This is a genomic window from Sphingorhabdus arenilitoris (assembly GCF_042651485.1).
GTDB lineage: Bacteria > Pseudomonadota > Alphaproteobacteria > Sphingomonadales > Sphingomonadaceae > Sphingorhabdus_B > Sphingorhabdus_B arenilitoris.
Genome location: NZ_JBHSDH010000013.1, coordinates 966151 through 984307, shown reverse-complemented (window position 1 = coordinate 984307; position 18157 = coordinate 966151). Strand labels below are relative to the sequence as shown.

The following is an 18157-nucleotide window of genomic DNA, read 5'->3' as shown; positions in this document are numbered from 1 at the left end:
GACCGGATAAGGAAAGATGTAAAGCATAGCCGGTGTGAATGATAGCTTTACCAGCGGTACGCCGTATGTCAGGCAAAAAAAGAGCGCCTCAAAAGCGCTCTTTTCCGTATCTTGTTAGCTCGGTGACTATTCCGCTTTATCGTAATATTGCGGCGCCGCTTCGTTCAGCACGTCCAATATTTTTTGCAAAGCAGCAGGTTCATCGGTTTTTTCCATCGCCGCCAATTCGCGGGCGAGACGGCTTGATGCTGCTTCAAAAATTTGCCGCTCGGAATAGCTTTGCTCAGGCTGATCATCCGGACGAAATAGGTCGCGTGTCACTTCGGCGATCGAAACAAGGTCGCCCGAATTGATCTTCGCTTCATATTCTTGCGCCCGGCGCGACCACATGGTGCGCTTCACCTTTGGCTTGCCGGTCAGTGTTGTCATGGCTTCTTTCAACGTCTTGTCGGACGATAATTTCCGCATGCCGACGCCTTCGGCCTTGTTAAACGGCACGCGCAACGTCATTTTTTCTTTTTCAAAACGCAGGACATAGAGTTCAAGCTGCATTCCGGCGATTTCGCTATTTTGCAGCTCAATCACTCGGCCTACGCCGTGCTTGGGATAGACGACATAATCGCCGACTTCGAAGGACACCGCTGTGGACGTCATAAATATGGACCCTTTCTGGAAAAATACTTCTTTGGAGAATGATAGTGGCGCTTCTCATTAAATTGGCGCTCGATGATCTGAAATTCTCCTGTCTGCATCATGGCCAAAAATGGCGCATGATGAGGAGGCCTAAAACTAAGCCGGTGCGAAGCTTATAGCAGATTCGCGGACAAAACTCAAACTTACTTTCTAACCTGTAAATAGGGGTAAGATGATGTTTTATTTCAGTATGTTATGATATATTCACATGGTGCCGATTTTGCGCACATTGTTTGGCGCAGCATCATGACCGGTATATCCGATTTCTTTAATTTCGCTCGCGTCAAGCCAGCATAAATCCTTTGGTCCCAAAACTTTATCGTCATGGCTTCTGATGGTAACGGGTAAGATTGGTTGCTGATCTTTTTCGTCCACCAATACCGGATTGGAAACGATACCAGTGCCCCATTTTTCGCCCCATTGGCGCAATGCGATCATCGCCGGAAGTAAATCAAGCCCCTTTTCGGTAAGGCGATATTCCACCTTACGGCGATCATTGGGGCAGGGCGTGCGGTGTAATATGCCTGCCTCTGTTAACTTGGTGAGACGGTTCGCCAAAATGTTTCGGGCAATGCCAATTTCGGACAGAAATTCCTCAAAATGATACACGCCGTTGAATGATGCACGCAGGATCATGAATGACCAGCGTTCCCCCATTGCCTCCAACGCATTGGGCAGACCGCAATCATCAATGTCACGCAGCGATTCTCTCAATTTGCCCATAAAATCTCCTTGCCCATCATTGTAGGGCGATAGCGGGTATAAAATCAAAATTTATATCAGTTTTAAGTTGCAACCTAATTCGAGGTTATTTAAGTAGCGATTCGCAACTTAAAAGCGAATCATAAATTTGAAAAGGAATAAACGATGACCCTCTCCCGGTTTTCATCTCGTTTGGGCGCTCTGCTATGCGCCCTGTTTGTCAGCTTCACTCTCTTATTTGTCGCGCCGCAAGCTCATGCGGTCAAGCCCGGTGTCAATTTTTATACCATTGAATTGACGCAAAACAGCGTGACTACGAAGCAGCGTATCAAGGGCGTGTTTGTGACATGCACCGATGGACAATGTGCTGCTCCGTTGGCCTCTACGGCGCATAAGAATATGTGCATCGCGGTGGTCAAAGAATTGGGCGCGGTAAAATCGTTTCAAGCGGGTGGCCGTGAATTTGACGCACAAGATATCGCCAGCTGCAATAACAAAGGCGGTGCAGGAGCGCCGTCAGCCGTTGCCGCTGCAAAATAATTTGTCACTTTCTTTCCGTTTCTGCTCTCCTCACCCCCTCAGGGCTTCGGCCCGCGGCATAACGGCTTTTTGCCCCGCATGTCGCCGGTAGAATCGGAAAATAGACTGCGCCGGTCCGCCTGCCTGCATTATATCCTGCATTGGATGATGCAAAAACAGCGGATCTGGCGCATTTTTTTGTTGCAACACAGCGCATTTGCCCCAAGCTAGCATAATATGATGCGGCAATATGAATTGGTGGACCGGGTGCGTGCTTATGCCCCCGATGTGGATGAGGACCGGCTGAACCGGGCCTATGTTTACACTGTGCAGATGCATGGCAGCCAAAAACGCGCAAGCGGCGATCCGTATTTCAGCCATCCAGTTGAGGTGGCAGGATTAATGACCGACTTGAAGATGGATGAGGAAACCATCATCACCGCGCTGCTCCATGACACGGTTGAAGATACGCTGACCACTATCGAAGATGTCGAAGCCAAATTTGGAAGCGAAGTGGCGCAGCTGGTCGACGGCGTGACGAAGCTGTCGAAGATAGAGGCACAGACAGAGGATGAACGCGCGGCTGAAAATTTGCGCAAATTCCTGCTGGCCATCTCCAATGATATCCGCGTGCTGTTGGTTAAGCTCGCCGACCGGCTGCATAATATGCGGACCTTGCATTATATAAAAAGCGAGGAAAAGCGCCGCCGCATCGCCAAAGAAACTATGGATATTTATGCCCCGCTGGCGGAACGCATTGGCATGTATGAATATATGCGGGAGATGCAGCTGCTCGCCTTTGAACAGCTGGAGCCCGAGGCATATGAGACGATTACCCGACGGCTGAAACATATCCGGGAAAATGCGGATATCAGCTTGGATTCGATCAATGATGGGATCAGTAAAGAGATGCACCGTCACGGGTTGAAAGTCACGGTATCGGGACGCGAAAAACACCCTTATTCGATCTGGCGCAAGATGCAGGAACGCCATGTTGCCTTTGATCAGCTGTCCGATATTAACGCCTTTCGCATCATTACCGAAAATCCGGAAGATTGCTACTGGGCGCTGGGCGTGCTGCACCGCAAATGGCAAATGGTCCCGGGGCGGTTTAAGGATTTTATTTCCACCCCCAAACGCAATGGGTACCGGTCGATCCACACGACGATACTATTCGCACAAAATATGCGGGTGGAAGTCCAAATTCGCAGCAAGGCAATGCATGAAGCGTCAGAATTCGGCTTTGCCGCTCATTGGGCCTATAAACAACATGGCGCATCCGACGGGCAGGCGGGCTGGATTCGCGATTTGATCGAGATTTTAGATACCAGCCACGATGCCGAAGAGCTGCTCGAAAATGCGCGGATGGCCATGTATCAAGACCGCATCTTTGCTTTTAGCCCGAAAGGCGCGTTGCACCAATTACCCAAGGGCGCAACTGCGGTTGACTTTGCCTACGCCGTGCATACTGACCTCGGCGATAAAACCGTTGGGGCCAAGATTAACGGACGCCACGTCCCGCTGCGCACCCAATTGGCCAACGGCGATATGGTTGAGATATTGAAAAGCGCAGCGCAAGAGCCGCAGGCCAATTGGCTCAATTTTGTTGTGACAGGCAAGGCCCGTGCCGCGATCCGGCGACATGTTCGTTTTCAGGAACGCGATGAGCTTATCGCCATTGGACGGGAGCTGTATGACGAAGTCGTGCAACGCGCGCCCATGAAGATTGGCAAAAAAGCGCTGATTGCTGCGACCGAACGGCTCGGCTATGACAGCGAAGATGATTTGATGCACGCGGTTGGCACTGGTAAAATCAATGACAAGCAATTGATTCAGGCGCTCGTCCCGGGTTTCGATACCGATGAAATAGATGCAGAATGGGCCAGTCAGGAACGGGCGATATCGATACGCGGATTGACGCCCGGAATGGGTTACCATCTGGGTGATTGCTGTCACCCGGTGCCCGGCGACCGAATTGTAGGTCTGCGCATCCCCGATCAGCCTGTTGAAGTTCACACGATTGAATGCGACCGGCTTGCCAGCGGAATGGATATCGACTGGGTGGATTTAAGCTGGGGCCAAGATAGCGACGGTGCTGCGGCCCGGGTGCGTGCGATCATCCATAACAGGCCCGGCACATTGGGGGAAATTGCCGGGATATTTGGTTTTCAAAAAGCGAATATCCTGAACCTGCGCCTGACCGCGCGAGATCAACAATTCCATACTTTTGAAATCGATCTGGAGGTGCATGATCTGCATCATTTGATGCGGATCATTTCCGCCTTGCGTGCATCCGAGGCCGTGGCACAGGCCGACCGAGTTTATGACTAAGGCAATAACCATTTGGGTTATACCTGATGGGGTAAGCGTCCTAAATTTTGATATGTTTCCAGGTGCCCGGATCAATACCATCCAAAGTCCATTCGCCAATCGCACAGCGTATCAACCGCAATGTTGGTAAGCCAGCGGCGGCGGTCATGCGCCGGACTTGCCGGTTGCGTCCTTCTCGGATAGTAAGGCTAATCCAGCAATCAGGCACGGTTTTACGAAAGCGCACTGGCGGATCGCGTTCCCATAAATCGGGCGGATCAATCCGCTGGGCCTTAGCCGGTGCGGTCATGCCATCTTTCAGCAGAATCCCCTGTTCCAGCTTTGCGAGAGCGGTATCGGTGGCCTCGCCCTCCACTTGAACCAAATAGGTTTTTGGCAACTTGTATTTGGGATCAGATATGCGCGATTGCAGCCGCCCGTCATCGGTGAGGAGCAGCAAGCCTTCGCTGTCGCGGTCAAGCCGCCCTGCGGGATATATACCGGGCATAGCGATATAATCGGACAGCGTTTCGCGCACGGTTTCGCTGCCCCGGTCGGTAAATTGCGACAGCACACCATACGGTTTGTTAAACAGGATAAGTTTGGCCATGAACCTCCTTTGGCACCATGGCAGGATTTTGGCAAACACGCCCGGTTGGCAATACCGAGCGGGAGTTTTGCAACCAAAGTATAAATTTACCGCTGCCCCTGCGCGCAAATCCGTGTAGCAGAAGTCTATGCAACTCACCCATTTTGATCCCGATGTGTTTCTGCGCGATTATTGGCAGAAAAAACCAATGCTGATCCGGGGCGCGTTTGATAATTGGCAAAACCCGCTCACGCCCGACGAATTGGCGGGGCTGGCCTGCGAAGCGGAGGTGGAGTCGCGGCTGGTGGTTCAAGACGCGGACGGTCCAAGGGCCGAGTTTGGCCCCTTTTCAGATAGCCGCTTTGCCGAAATGGGCTTGGCACCATGGACGTTGTTGGTGCAGGCGGTTGATCATTTTTCTCCAGAGGTTGCCGCGTTGATCGCGCCTTTCCGTTTCATTCCCGATTGGCGGATTGATGATGTGATGGTCAGCTATGCCACCGATGGCGGAGGGGTGGGCGCGCATTTTGATCAATATGATGTATTCTTGATACAGGGCTTGGGGCGGCGGCGCTGGCAAGTTGGCGGCGCTTGTAATGGCGATAGCCCTCTCGTCCCGCATGATGACCTGCGTTTGCTCGCTGACTTTGAAGTGCAGGAAGAATGGCTGCTCGAACCCGGCGATATGCTTTATGTTCCGCCCGGCATTTCGCATAATGGCATTGCGGTTGGTGATGATTGCATGACCTATTCGGTAGGTTTTCGGGCCCCATCTGCGGGCGAAATGCTGGGCGATTATTGTGACCATATCATTGAAACGATGGCGGCTGATCCGCGCTACACCGACCCCGATTTGACTATGCAAGGAAATGCCGGAGAAATCAGCCCTGACGCGATTGCCAGATTACACGATATGGTGATCCGGGCGCTGTCCGACCGAGCGGAATTTGCTCGCTGGTTTGGGCGGTATAGCAGTTTAGCCAAATATCCTGAAATAGACTGGGCAGCGGAAGAAAAATTCACAGAGAATAGCCTGATCACCGCTGCCGCGAACGGCGCTGTGCTGCTGCGTAATCCGGCGGCAAGACTGGCCTTTATTGAGCAGGAGGGCGGAAACGTCATGTTGTTTGCCGATGGGCAAGAATTTGCCTGCACCGATGCGTTTGCCGATTTTGCTCGTCTGCTCTGTGCCAATATGCAGGCAGATATTGATACGGAGTTGTTGAACTTACCGGGTGCAGCACCGACGCTCGTTACGCTGTTAAATCAGGGAATTATCGCTTTTTCCGATGCTTAAACTAGGTTTGATCGAAAAACCCTATATGTCTATGTCATAAAATCTGTTGGTAGATGGCCTTATAAAATTGATAGTTTATAGTGATATCTAATAAATCATAATCCCCCGATGAAATGGAGAGTCATAATGAATGAGATGAGCAAATGCCCAGTAATGCATGAGGGTGAACAGCGCTCGCTACTGGGCCGCACAAATAAGGATTGGTGGCCGGATTCGCTGCAACTGGAAATCCTGACCCAAGGCGGGAAAAGCGCAAACCCGCTGGGTGAAGATTTCAACTATGCGGAAGCATTTAGCAAAGTAGACTATCAGGGTTTGAAAAACGATCTCACCGCTTTGATGACGGATAGCCAGGAGTGGTGGCCCGCTGATTATGGTCATTATGGTCCCTTCTTCATCCGCATGGCATGGCATGCAGCTGGCACCTATCGCACCGGCGATGGCCGCGGCGGTGCGGGCAGCGGGCAGCAGCGTTTCGCCCCGCTCAACAGCTGGCCAGACAACGGCAACCTTGACAAGGCGCGCCGCCTGCTTTGGCCGATCAAACAAAAATACGGCAATCAAGTAAGCTGGGCCGACCTTTTCATCCTGGCCGGTAACGTGGCGATTGAAAGCATGGGCGGACCAGTGTTCGGTTTCGGCGGCGGCCGCGCCGATGTATACGAACCCGAAATGACCTATTGGGGCACCGAAGAGCTATGGGTGGATCAGGGCGTTGAAACCCGCATCATCGAAGACAAAGGCACGATGATCGAAAATCCGCTGGCGGCGATCCAGATGGGCCTGATCTACGTCAATCCGGAAGGTCCGGGCGGTATTGCTGAACCCTTGTTGTCGGCACGCGATATGCGCGAAACATTCGCGCGCATGGCGATGAATGACGAAGAAACCGTCGCGCTAACCGCGGGCGGTCACGCCTTTGGTAAAGCGCACGGCGCAAAACCTGCGGACACATTTGGCGGATCACCCGAAGGCGAGCACCTGCATCTGCAAGGCTTCGGCTGGCTGCATAATGAAGATGAAATTGCGGCGGGCAACATTACCACTTCGGGCATCGAAGGATCATGGTCGAACAACCCAACAAGCTGGAGCCATGATTATTTCCGGCTGCTGTTCAAATATGACTATAAGCTGGTGCATAGCCCCGCAGGTGCGCAGCAATGGACACCGATCGACCCCGAACCCGAAGATATGGCGCCCGATGCGCGCGATCCTTCGAAGAAGGTTCCCACGATCATGACCACGGCGGACATGGCGCTGAAAATGGATCCTGATTACCGCAAGATTTCGGAGCGCTTCTTGGCGCATCCTGAGCAGTTGGACGACGCATTCGCGCGCGCATGGTTTAAACTATGCCACCGCGATATGGGACCCAAAATCCGCTATAAAGGACCGGACGTTCCTGCCGAAGACCTGATTTGGCAGGATCCCGTGCCCGCTGGCGCCATGCCATCGGACAGCGCGGTTTCCGATTTCAAAGCAAAAATCCTCAGCAGCGGGCTGAGCGTGAGCGAGCTTGTGAAGGCCGCGTGGGCTTCAGCATCCTCATACCGCAATTCGGATCACCGCGGCGGCGCGAACGGCGCACGTGTGCGGCTGGCTCCGCAAAAGGATTGGGAAGCCAACGATCCGGCAGAGCTTGCTAAAGTATTGGCCAAGATCGAAGAGCTGAAAGGCGATTTGTCGATGGCTGATGCCATTGTTCTTGCCGGAACGGCCGCGGTTGAGAAGGCGGCGCATGACGCAGGTTACAAGGTTTCTGTTCCTTTCACCGGTGGACGCGGAGATGCAGGTGACGAACATACCGACGCCGAAAGCTTTGAACCGCTGGAGCCGTTTGCCGATGGTTTCCGCAACTATCTGAAAACGAAAGCCGGTGTGAAGACCGAAGAGATGTTGATCGATAAAGCGCAGCTTCTTGGCCTGTCGATCCCCGAAATGACGGCATTGGTCGGCGGGCTTCGCGTGCTTGGCGCCAATAGCGGAGGCCGCGAACATGGCGTATTTACAGACCGTGTGGGCCATCTGACCAATGATTTCTTCGTCAACTTGCTGGACATGGGTACCAAATGGACGCCTGTGGATGGTAGCAGCGAAGAGGAATATACAGGTCACGACCGCAAGAGCGGTGCGCCGAAATATAAGGCAAGCCGCGTTGACCTGGTCTTCGGTTCCAATTCGCAGCTGCGCGCGGTTTCCGAAGCCTATGCGCAGAGCGACAATGGCGAGAAATTCGTGAACGATTTTGTCGCTGCATGGACAAAGGTTATGAATAACGACCGCTTCGATCTCGCCTGATTGAGCGGCAACATTATCTACAAAAGGCGGTCCGGCACTATACCGGGCCGCCTTTTTTTATGCCCCGTTTAGCTTAGCCGCAAATACGCGTGCCGCCGTGCACAATTCCTTTCACCAGCTTGCCCGATGCGGTCAGGTCGCGGTCGGTCCATGGGCCGGTTTGAGGCGTGCTGCTTTTGAAAATGGATGCGCCTTCCTTCTTTGTGCTGACTGCCCAATTGGCGCTGGATAGGCAGTTTTTGTCGAGGAATTGGAACCATTCTGCGACCGATGCTGCATCGACATCTCCGTCGCCATTGGCATTGATCGCCCCCCATTCTGTGACAAATATCGCAAGGCCCGCATCAAGCGCTGCTTGAGTCTTTTTGCGCAATTCCTCGCGGTGCGTGCCGGCATAAAAATGCATGGTATAGGCGATATTGTTATATCCCTGGATCGGGTCTTTCGCTGCTACATCCACATCTTGCGACCAATTGGGCGTGCCCACGATAATCAAATTGTCGGGATCGACCTTGCGGATCGCTGCGATCACTTTTTCGGAATAGGGCTTCAGCGTGTCAGACCAGCTGATATTGAGCGGCTCGTTATATATCTCATAAATCACATTGGGCTTGTCGCCGTAAATTTCGGCCATGCGGGTAAAAAATTTAACCGCTTCATCCGGATGATCCTCGGCATGATGCGAGTGCCAATCGATCAAGACATAAGCGCCTTTCTCTATGGCTGCGTCAATTACCTTGCGGGTGCGGACCTCATTGGCTTTATCCTCCAAATAGCCGCCACCGGCATCCACGCCCATCGCCGCGCGGAACAGCGAGGCATCCCATTCATCGGCAAAATAATCAACCGCCTCTGCGGTATATAACCCCTCCTGACCCCAATTGCTGTTCGACCAGAAATGGCTGACCCCTGACAATGCAATAGCACGTCCCGATGCATCGGTGATCCGGTTTCCGGTGACCGACAGTGCGCCAAATTGTTCAACAGGCGTTTGCTCACTCGGCGTGGTTTTCGCGGACGACGAATGCGGTGCATCGGCCGATGCAACGGCTGCCTCGCCGATGGTCCCCATTGCGGCGAAGGCCGTGACAATGGCGATAGCTTTTGCGTAGTTCATAACGATGCTTTCTCTCTCAATATTCAATTATGTCGCCGGCCATGTACATCGTTGTCATATGCAAAGGCAAGCTTGTCGACCACTGAGGTGATGAAATCTGGTCCTGTGAACGGCTTTCTATCCAGAGCTTGGACAACACCAAAACCACTTAAGTTTTTACGCAAAATTTACGCATGATCGGTAATTTTCGCTCGGTAGGAGGGGCTAATGTTCAAATCAGTAACCGATTTATTCAGGATGAGGTCCGGCGGGAAAAGCTACCTTATCGGGGCCGTCATTATCTTGCCGTTCTTTTTGGCATTTAACGGTTTTATGATGGTGCTGACTGGCGGCCTGTTTATGGCCATAGTCGCTGCGCGCCTCAATGATATAGGCTGGAATCGCTGGCATTCGATATGGCTAACAATCTGGGCATTTTTGTTGAAATTATTGTTGGCCGCTACTCTGGCTAGTGGCGGAAACCTGAACCAAGGGGAGCGCATTTTAGTAGGCTTAGTTGAACTACCGCTGTTCCTAATCCTTTTGTTATTGGCGTTCATCCTTGGGCAGAAATGGACAAATAAATTTGGGCCAGTCCCGATTGGTTTGCGCGAATATTGGCGGATTGGGTCTGAAAAGCGTGTTCTGGCCCAAGTTTACGTCAGGAATAAATTGAAAGCTGACAAAATTGCCAAGAAACTTGCCACTGCCGAAAAACAGTATGCAAAGCTGCAAGGCAAATTTGGGATCGACCCCAAAATGCTTGGGATTACCGATGGTAACCAACATCCCAAACTAATAGCGGCTACCGAAGAGGTGGCGCAACTGCGCACGGAATTTGAAGACATACAAGCGATGTGGGACGCGGAAATTAGCGCCGTTGAACCACCGTGCCCCCGCATCCAAGAAATATTCGAATATCGGTGGCGAAATTATCCAGCATTTAGCAACAAATCTGCTGCTATATAAGAAGGTTATTTTAGACTTATGATGTTTGCTCTCAACCCGTTTGCCGGACGGATAAATAGAGGTGATTGGTGGCTTTTACAGCTGTTGATCTGGGTTTTTGCTTTTGCCGCCATGGCCATGACGATCATGTTTGCATCGGATACCGCTGCGCCAGTAAATCAGCGCAATGGCGCCGAAAAAATGCTGTTGGTGCTGATCATATTATCAGTGATATACATGAATTTTGCCAGCTGTTTGAACCGGTTGCGCGATACCGGGCGTAGTGGCTGGTTATATCTTTGTTTTCTGCTGCCAACGGTTGGCACAGGATTGATGATATATTTTTACGGGATAGAGCAATAAAGTTGTCTAACAGCTCGTAGACACATGCTGTCACGCACCATCGTCGCCGTCTATGGTTGTTCCGGGGTCGGCAAATACAAATTTGCGGGCGATGTCAAAGTCATGGCCGGCGCGGATGAAGGCGGCCAGTTGTTTTTGCCTCTTTTCGGGCGGGGCGCTTTCGGCGGCATAGGGGCCGATACGCTTGCGCCGAGCAAAAGCATGAGCGCTGTCCCATAATTGGGCTGCGCTTTCGCTGCGGGCGTCGGCGGCGTCGGCGTCGCTAATTCCCGCCGCATAAATGTCCTGCTCCAACCGTCTTTGGCCATAGCCGCGCCGTGCAAAACTGCGGGCGCGCGAAGCGGCATAAGCGGCATCGTCAATATAACCCAAATTGGCGAATTCCTGTGTCAATGCCTCCAGATCAGGGCGTTTTTCATCCGCGGTCCAGCCGCGTTCGCGTATCTTGCGCTGTAAATAGCTGGCAAGTTTAGCTTTTGTGGTTGCATAACGGCCCACATAATGAAGCGCCAAATCGCGCAGGCGGCGGTTGTCGAGCGGCGGGGCGGGCCTTTTTTGAGTCGAACGGTCTTTCACGCCCCATTGTTGCCACAGTCATACCCAATTTTAAACTCGCATCGCCGTCTATAAGATCGCGATCATAGGAAATATGGGTTAAGTTTCGGGAACGGGCACATGTTTACCAAAAATATGGTCGCTACGAATAAGGAATGGGAAATATATGAGTGAACTCGTACCAACGCCGACGCTGGATCAATTGCCGCGCCGTTTGTCCGACTTTGCAACATTGGGGGAAGCATTGGATTATGCCGCCAGCGGGAAACGCGGGCTGAATTTCCATGACATGCGCGGCAATCTCGCGCGGCCATATCCTTATGCGGAGATGCAAAAAGATGCAATGGATGTCGCCTATCGCCTGATCAGCCACGGAGTGCAGAAGGAAGACCGCATCGCGCTGATCGCCGAAACGGGGCCGGACTTTGCGGCCTTATTCTTTGGCTGCGTCTATGCGGGCGCATGGCCGGTGCCGCTACCCTTGCCAACCAGCTTTGGCGGCAAGGAAAGCTATATTGACCAATTGTCGGTGCAGCTGAAAAGCAGCGACCCGTCGATATTATTCTTCCCGCCGGAACTATCTGAAATGGCGGGCGCAGCGGCGCAGAATTGCGGCGTCGAAGGCCTTGACTGGGCCGAATTTACTGACCGGATCGCGCTGCAATGCGAATTGCCAAAAGCGCATACGGATGAGATTTGCTATCTCCAATATTCCAGTGGATCGACCCGTTTCCCGCATGGCGTGGCAGTCACGCATAAGGCGTTGCTGAATAATCTGTCTGCCCATTCGCACGGTATGGAAGTGATTGAGGGCGACCGCTGTGTATCGTGGCTGCCCTGGTATCATGATATGGGCCTCGTGGGATGCTTCCTGTCGCCGGTCGCTAATCAAGTTTCGACGGACTATATGAAGACCGAGGATTTCGCCCGCCGGCCATTGGCTTGGCTTGATATGATCAGCAAAGCCGACGGCACGGTGATCAGCTATTCCCCGACCTTTGGCTACGACATATGCGCGCGCCGTATTTCCAGCCAAAGCCATGTGGGCGAACGGTTTGATCTATCCAAATGGCGGCTCGCGGGCAACGGCGCCGATATGATCCGCCCAGACGTGATGCAGAGCTTTGTCGACGCTTTTGGCGACGCTGGTTTCAGCGCGCGGGCCTTTGCGCCGAGCTATGGCCTGGCCGAAGCCACTTTGGCGGTATCCATCATGCCAATGGGTGAGGGGATTAAGGTTGAGCTGGTTGAGGAAACGGAACTGAGCGGTCAAAGCGGCAGCCAAGACCGGCCTACACGCTACAGGGCGATCGTTAATTGCGGCAAAGCCGTGAAGGATATGACGATTGAGATACGCGACGAAGACGGCAACATCCTGCCTGATCAAGCGATTGGCAAAGTATGGTGCAGCGGGCCCAGCCTGATGAAGGAATATTTCCGCGATCCCGAATCGACCGCCGCCTGTTTGGTTGATGGCTGGCTGGATACTGGCGATATGGGATATATGTCGGATGGATATATTTTCATCGTCGGCAGGGCCAAAGACATGATCATCATCAACGGCAAGAATCACTGGCCGCAGGATATTGAATGGGCCGTGGAGCAATTACCGGGTTTCAAATCGGGCGATATTGCTGCTTTTTCTATAACAACACCGGGCGGCGAAGAAACGCCTGCTGTGTTGGTTCAATGCCGCACGTCGGACGATAGCGAACGGGCAAAACTGCATGAACAGATTAAGGATAAGGTTCGGTCGGTTACCGGTATGAATTGCGTCGTTGAGCTGGTTCCGCCGCGCACATTGCCCCGCACCAGCTCTGGCAAGTTGAGCCGGGCAAAGGCGAGGAACCTGTATCTGTCCGGAGAGATTCAACCCTATCAGGTGGCGGCGTAAGGTATCTAAACACACTACCACCGCGGCCTTTTCGTGGTAAATATCTGGTAAATATTATAAATATATGTAATATATAGATAATAAATATCCATTTCGTCCCGCTTCTGGGCCTTTGCTTACCAATCGGTAAGGTTCGCAAGCTAGAAGCGATGGTGTGACGGAAATTGACCAAAATGCAGATTTACCAGCGGATATTTCGTTCCGGGCTCTTTTGGGCCTGGCCGATCCCGTTGGTATGGACAGCGAATTTGTGCGCTCGATTCAAACGCGGTCCTTGCGCGACAGATCATTCTTGCGTGTCGCCATCAACCTGTTTTTCGCGGTGGTCGCGCTGGCTCTTTACCGCGATACCGCCCCTGTCTGGGCAACGGTAGGCTGGCTCGTCCTATTTGTGGGTTTCCACGCATATTCATTCCACCAATTTGATGCCGGACCAGCAAGCTTGCGTCAGCATTTTGGCAAGGCCGATCTGCGCCAGTTTCAATTCCATGCCGGTTTGACGGGGATCGTTTGGGGATCCGCATTTTTCCTATTGGGGCTGCATGGCGATGTCATGCAAATGCTGGGCCTATGGTCCATTGCCCTTGCGATGATGGTCTATGCGTCTTTGCTGTTACCAACGGCGCCCATGTCGGCAACGATTTTCATCACCGTGACGAGCCTTTGTGCGTCGGCCATATTTATCTATCACGAAGGCTATTATCTGGCGCTGGCGGCGCTTGCTATTGGCGGTTTGCTCATCGCCGCGACACTGCGCTCTGCCCGTGCACAAATATTGTTCGAAGTCGCTGGAAAGGTGCTGCAGGACAAATCAGAAACCGTCAGCCTGCTGTTACGCGAGTTTGAGGATAGCGGTGCCGATTGGTTGTGGCAAACCGACACATCGCGCTGTGTCACGCATGTCAGCCCGCGTTTTGCCTATGCGCTGGGCCAAGAAGCGAAAGAGATTGAAGGTCAGCCGTTGTTGAAGCTCATTGCCGGAGACGCATGGGAAAATGGCAAATATGACCAAGCTTTGCATGATGTTGCCGATCGTTTGAAAAAGCGGGAGGCATTTAGCAACCTGATCGTTCCCGTTGTCATTAACGGCAAAAACCGCTGGTGGGAATTATCCGCATCACCGCGCTATGGCGAGAATGGCAGTTTTTTAGGGTTTCGAGGCGTAGGATCCAATGTGACCGAGCAGCGGGAATCCGCCGATAAAATCTCGCATTTGGCCCGCTTCGATACGCTAACCGGATTGCCAAACCGGCTGCAGCTAACCGAAACCTTGGGTGCGGCGTTGCAGGATTCTGATAAATGGCGGCGCCGCTGCGCCTTTATGATGATCGACCTCGACCGGTTTAAGGCGGTTAATGATACGCTCGGCCATCCTGTTGGCGACCGGTTATTGGCGCAAGTGGCCAAAAGGCTGCAGCTTATCATGTCCGACAATGAATTATGCGGGCGTTTGGGCGGCGACGAATTTGCGGTTGTGGTCAAGGATGCGTCGAGCGCTCAATATGTGGCCGACCTAGCCAAGAAAATAATCGGAACTCTCTCGCGTCCTTATGAGGTGGATCAAAACACCTTATTCATCGGTGCGAGTATCGGTAGCGCCTTTGGCCCCGCCGATGGCCGCACGGTGGAACTGCTGATGCGCAGTGCTGATCTGGCGCTATACCGGTCCAAAGAAGTCGGCGGTAACAGCCACAATAGCTATCAGCATAAACTGCACGCCAGCGCGGAGGAGCGCCGGTTGATGGAGGTCGAGCTGCGCGATGCCGTCAATAAAAATCAGCTGCATGTTGAATATCAACCGGTGGTAAACGCCGCCAGCGATCATACTCTTGTCGGCTTTGAAGCGCTTGTGCGCTGGAATAATCCGAAATTTGGCAATGTATCCCCCGGCAAATTCATTCCCGTTGCCGAAGATGCGCGTTTGATCGTGCCGATTGGCGAATGGGTGCTGCGTCAAGCGTGCCGCGACGCGATGCAGTGGCCGGAAACCACCAAAGTTGCAGTCAATATCTCGGTTGATCAACTGACCTCACCTGCTTTCATGGAAACGGTGATATCCGCGCTGCATGATAGCGGACTTCCGGCCTGGCGTTTGGAATTGGAGGTGACGGAAAGCATCTTCCTGCGCGATGGCGGGCTGGCAATCAAAATATTGGAGCGGATACGCGGGCTCGGCATCAAATTGTCGCTGGATGATTTCGGCACGGGGTATAGCTCGCTCGGCTATCTGTCGAATGTCCGGTTCGACACCATCAAGGTGGACCGCAGCTTTGTTCAAGGAGCAGCGAAGAAAAAGGCAGAAAGCCTAGCGATTATCCGCGCGGTCGTCGCGATGGCCGATGCGCTTGACCTATCAACAACCGCAGAAGGCGTCGAAACAGAAGCAGAGTTGCAACTGATTCAAGAGCTGGGATGTAAAAAAATCCAAGGCTATTATTTTGGCCGGCCGATGCGCTTTGCCGATAGCCTTGACCTGTTCAAAGCCGCTCAGCGCCGGAATGTTGCGTAGGATTAGGCCCTGTTAAAGCCGCGCGGCGTGCCAGCGCAGATGTTCGGCCATGAAGGTCGAAATAAAATAATAGCTATGGTCATATCCATCCCGCATATTCAGCGTTAAGTCGATGCCCGCATCGCGGCAGGCAGCGGTTAGCAATTCGGGTTTCAGTTGATCGGCAAGGAAATTGTCGGCTGTCCCCTGATCCACCAACAATGCGCCGGTGCGCGCGCCGTCGGCGATGAGCGCGCAGGCATCATATTCGCGCCAAAGAACCGGATCGTCACCAATATAGCCGCTCAACGCCTTCTGCCCCCAAGGGCAATTGATCGGGCTGACAATTGGGGCAAAGGCGGAGATGCTTTTGTAAGTATCCGGATGGCGTAGTCCAATGGTCAGGGCCCCGTGCCCGCCCATGCTATGCCCCATAATGCCTTGACGCGACATGTCCGCGGGGAAATGCGCCGCGATGATTTGGGGCAATTCTTGTTCAATATAGCTGCGCATTCGAAAATTCGCGGCCCATGGATGGCGAATAGCATCGACATAAAACCCCGCGCCTTGACCAAAATCATAACCGTCATCATCGGGCACATTGTCGCCGCGAGGTGACGTGTCGGGCGCGACAAAGATCAGCCCCAATTCAGCGCAGGCCCGCCGATATTCCCCCTTTTCCATGACATTGGCATGGGTGCAGGTGAGGCCCGACAGATACCAGATAACCGGAAGTTTCACGCCTTCTTCATGCGGCGGGACAAAGACGGCGAAGCTCATGTCCGTCTTTGTCTCTGCCGATAGATGCCGGTAAACGCCCTGCGATCCGCCAAAGGCCATTATCGTGGATTGCGTTTCCAGCGTCATGGGAAGGGTCAACCCATGCGCAACAATGTGCAGATTTTATTGCCCGATGGATCGCGTAAATAGGCGAGATGCATTTTCATACCGCCGCCTTCGCGGATGCCGGGCGGATCTTCGATGGCGGTGCCGCCATTGGCGAGGCCCGCTGCGTGCCATGCTTCGGCTTGCTCTGCGCTTTCAACGGTAAAGCCGATAGTGCTTCCATTTCCGCAAGTCGCAGGGTTACCATCAATCGGGATAGACAGTCCAAAAGTGCCGCGCTTGTCAAAATAGAATAGCCGGCCCTTGGGGTCGATAATGCCTTCCTTATATCCGAGCACGCCCATGGTCGCGTCGTAAAATTTCTTCGCCTCGTCAATATCGCGGGCGCCCAGCATGATGTGGCTGAACATAGACATAATTCTCTCCTTTTAGTATTAAAATACAACAACGCTGCGGATGCTCTCGCCCTTATGCATCAGGTCAAAAGCGGTGTTAATTTCTTCCAGCTTCAGCACATGGGTGATCATCGGATCAATCTGAATTTTTCCGTCCATATACCAGTCGACAATTTTGGGGACATCGGTGCGCCCCTTTGCCCCGCCAAAGGCTGTGCCGCGCCAGTTGCGGCCGGTCACTAGCTGGAACGGGCGGGTGACGATTTCCTTGCCCGCCTCTGCGACGCCGATAATGATGCTGGTTCCCCATCCCCGGTGGCAGCATTCCAGCGCTTGACGCATCACATCGGTGTTGCCAGTGCAATCAAAGCTATAATCGGCGCCGCCGTCCAGCATTTCGACCAAATGCGCGACCACATCGGCGATTTGTTTTGGATTGACGAAATCAGTCATTCCGAATTTGCGCCCCCATTCTTCTTTAGCTGGGTTAACGTCCACGCCGACAATGCGGTCTGCGCCCGCCATTTTTGCGCCTTGGATTACGTTCAGCCCAATGCCGCCGAGGCCAAAGACAACGACATTGTCGCCGGGCCGAACCTGCGCTGTATTCACCACTGCGCCTACGCCCGTGGTCACGCCGCAGCCTATGTAACAGCTTGTCTGAAACGGTGCGTCTTGCCGAATTTTCGCCAGCGCGATTTCCGGCAAAACGGTGAAATTGGAAAAGGTCGAGCAACCCATATAATGATAAACCGTTTGCCCCTTATAGCTGAAACGCGATGTGCCGTCGGGCATAACCCCCTTGCCCTGCGTCGCGCGGATGGCGGTGCATAAATTGGTCTTGCCCGATAAACAGCTTTTACACTGACGGCATTCGGGGGTGTAAAGCGGGATGACATGATCCCCCGGCTTGACGCTGGTAACGCCCGCGCCAACTTCGCGCACTATGCCTGCGCCCTCATGCCCCAAAATGGAGGGGAACAGCCCTTCACTATCGAGGCCGTCCAGCGTATAGGCATCGGTGTGGCAAATGCCGGTGGCCATAATTTCAACCAAAACCTCGCCCGCCTGTGGTCCTTCCAGGTCAAGCTCGACAATTTCGAGCGGCCTTTTGGCTTCAAAGGCGACAGCGGCGCGGGTTTTCATTCGGCGTTCCTTTATGAA

At 53.2% G+C, this 18157-nt stretch carries 16 protein-coding genes; 8 read left to right on the top strand and 8 right to left on the bottom strand.

What is annotated here, in order from left to right; genetic code table 11:
• Window positions 1–126: 126 nt before the first annotated feature.
• Both ACFOWX_RS08805 and ACFOWX_RS08800 read right to left on the bottom strand, forming a co-directional pair.
• Window positions 127–654 (bottom strand): CarD family transcriptional regulator, encoded by a 528-nt coding sequence (locus tag ACFOWX_RS08805; protein ID WP_381423262.1) that lies wholly within the window; start codon window positions 652–654, stop codon window positions 127–129.
• A gap of 243 nt (window positions 655–897) precedes the next feature.
• On the bottom strand, window positions 898–1416 hold the full coding sequence (locus ACFOWX_RS08800) for a winged helix-turn-helix transcriptional regulator (protein WP_381423260.1): 519 nt from the start codon (window positions 1414–1416) through the stop codon (window positions 898–900).
• Window positions 1417–1560: 144 nt separating this feature from the next.
• Here ACFOWX_RS08800 and ACFOWX_RS08795 point away from each other — a divergent pair, with 144 nt between their 5' ends.
• Together ACFOWX_RS08795 and ACFOWX_RS08790 are read left to right on the top strand one after the other, a co-directional pair.
• Window positions 1561–1935: a CC_3452 family protein gene (locus ACFOWX_RS08795; RefSeq protein WP_381423258.1), complete on the top strand. Its 375-nt coding sequence runs from the start codon at window positions 1561–1563 to the stop codon at window positions 1933–1935.
• A 216-nt stretch (window positions 1936–2151) separates the two neighbouring features.
• Window positions 2152–4245, top strand: a complete 2094-nt coding sequence (locus ACFOWX_RS08790) for a RelA/SpoT family protein (protein ID WP_381423256.1) — start codon at window positions 2152–2154, stop codon at window positions 4243–4245.
• A 40-nt stretch (window positions 4246–4285) separates the two neighbouring features.
• On the opposite strand, the gene ACFOWX_RS08785 is transcribed toward ACFOWX_RS08790, so the two are convergent.
• Window positions 4286–4834 (bottom strand): pseudouridine synthase, encoded by a 549-nt coding sequence (locus ACFOWX_RS08785; RefSeq protein WP_381423254.1) that lies wholly within the window; start codon window positions 4832–4834, stop codon window positions 4286–4288.
• Between the two features lie 127 nt (window positions 4835–4961).
• Between ACFOWX_RS08785 and ACFOWX_RS08780 the strand changes: the two genes are divergently transcribed.
• Both ACFOWX_RS08780 and katG read left to right on the top strand, forming a co-directional pair.
• Window positions 4962–6110, top strand: coding sequence for a JmjC domain-containing protein (locus tag ACFOWX_RS08780; protein WP_381423252.1), 1149 nt, complete (start codon window positions 4962–4964; stop codon window positions 6108–6110).
• A gap of 126 nt (window positions 6111–6236) precedes the next feature.
• Window positions 6237–8408: a catalase/peroxidase HPI gene (katG, locus tag ACFOWX_RS08775; RefSeq protein WP_381423250.1), complete on the top strand. Its 2172-nt coding sequence runs from the start codon at window positions 6237–6239 to the stop codon at window positions 8406–8408.
• A 73-nt stretch (window positions 8409–8481) separates the two neighbouring features.
• Here the strand turns inward: katG and ACFOWX_RS08770 are convergent, their stop codons facing one another.
• Window positions 8482–9525 carry a glycoside hydrolase family 5 protein gene (locus tag ACFOWX_RS08770; RefSeq protein WP_381423248.1) on the bottom strand — a complete coding sequence of 348 codons (1044 nt, stop codon included), beginning with the start codon at window positions 9523–9525 and terminating at the stop codon, window positions 8482–8484.
• A gap of 339 nt (window positions 9526–9864) precedes the next feature.
• On the opposite strand from ACFOWX_RS08770, the gene ACFOWX_RS08765 reads away from it, so the two are divergent.
• Window positions 9865–10473, top strand: a complete 609-nt coding sequence (locus tag ACFOWX_RS08765) for a hypothetical protein (protein ID WP_381423246.1) — start codon at window positions 9865–9867, stop codon at window positions 10471–10473.
• Between the two features lie 18 nt (window positions 10474–10491).
• Window positions 10492–10815, top strand: a complete 324-nt coding sequence (locus ACFOWX_RS08760) for a DUF805 domain-containing protein (RefSeq protein ID WP_381423244.1) — start codon at window positions 10492–10494, stop codon at window positions 10813–10815.
• Between the two features lie 30 nt (window positions 10816–10845).
• On the opposite strand, the gene ACFOWX_RS08755 is transcribed toward ACFOWX_RS08760, so the two are convergent.
• The gene (locus ACFOWX_RS08755) at window positions 10846–11391 is read right to left on the bottom strand and encodes a regulatory protein RecX (RefSeq protein WP_381423242.1); all 546 of its coding nucleotides are present in this window, start codon (window positions 11389–11391) and stop codon (window positions 10846–10848) included.
• A 145-nt stretch (window positions 11392–11536) separates the two neighbouring features.
• Here ACFOWX_RS08755 and ACFOWX_RS08750 point away from each other — a divergent pair, with 145 nt between their 5' ends.
• Window positions 11537–13264: a fatty acyl-AMP ligase gene (locus ACFOWX_RS08750; RefSeq protein ID WP_381423240.1), complete on the top strand. Its 1728-nt coding sequence runs from the start codon at window positions 11537–11539 to the stop codon at window positions 13262–13264.
• A gap of 154 nt (window positions 13265–13418) precedes the next feature.
• A complete protein-coding gene (locus ACFOWX_RS08745) occupies window positions 13419–15773 on the top strand; it encodes a putative bifunctional diguanylate cyclase/phosphodiesterase (protein WP_381423238.1) in 2355 nt (784 codons plus the stop codon).
• 12 nt (window positions 15774–15785) lie between these two features.
• Here ACFOWX_RS08745 and fghA read toward each other — a convergent pair whose 3' ends face one another.
• Genes fghA through ACFOWX_RS08730 form a run of 3 tightly spaced genes read right to left on the bottom strand, consistent with a single transcriptional unit; the run spans window position 15786 to window position 18139 of the window.
• On the bottom strand, window positions 15786–16619 hold the full coding sequence (fghA, locus tag ACFOWX_RS08740; protein WP_381423236.1) for an S-formylglutathione hydrolase: 834 nt from the start codon (window positions 16617–16619) through the stop codon (window positions 15786–15788).
• A gap of 8 nt (window positions 16620–16627) precedes the next feature.
• Window positions 16628–17008: a VOC family protein gene (locus ACFOWX_RS08735; RefSeq protein ID WP_381424985.1), complete on the bottom strand. Its 381-nt coding sequence runs from the start codon at window positions 17006–17008 to the stop codon at window positions 16628–16630.
• 24 nt (window positions 17009–17032) lie between these two features.
• Window positions 17033–18139 carry an S-(hydroxymethyl)glutathione dehydrogenase/class III alcohol dehydrogenase gene (locus ACFOWX_RS08730; protein ID WP_381423234.1) on the bottom strand — a complete coding sequence of 369 codons (1107 nt, stop codon included), beginning with the start codon at window positions 18137–18139 and terminating at the stop codon, window positions 17033–17035.
• Window positions 18140–18157: the final 18 nt, after the last annotated feature.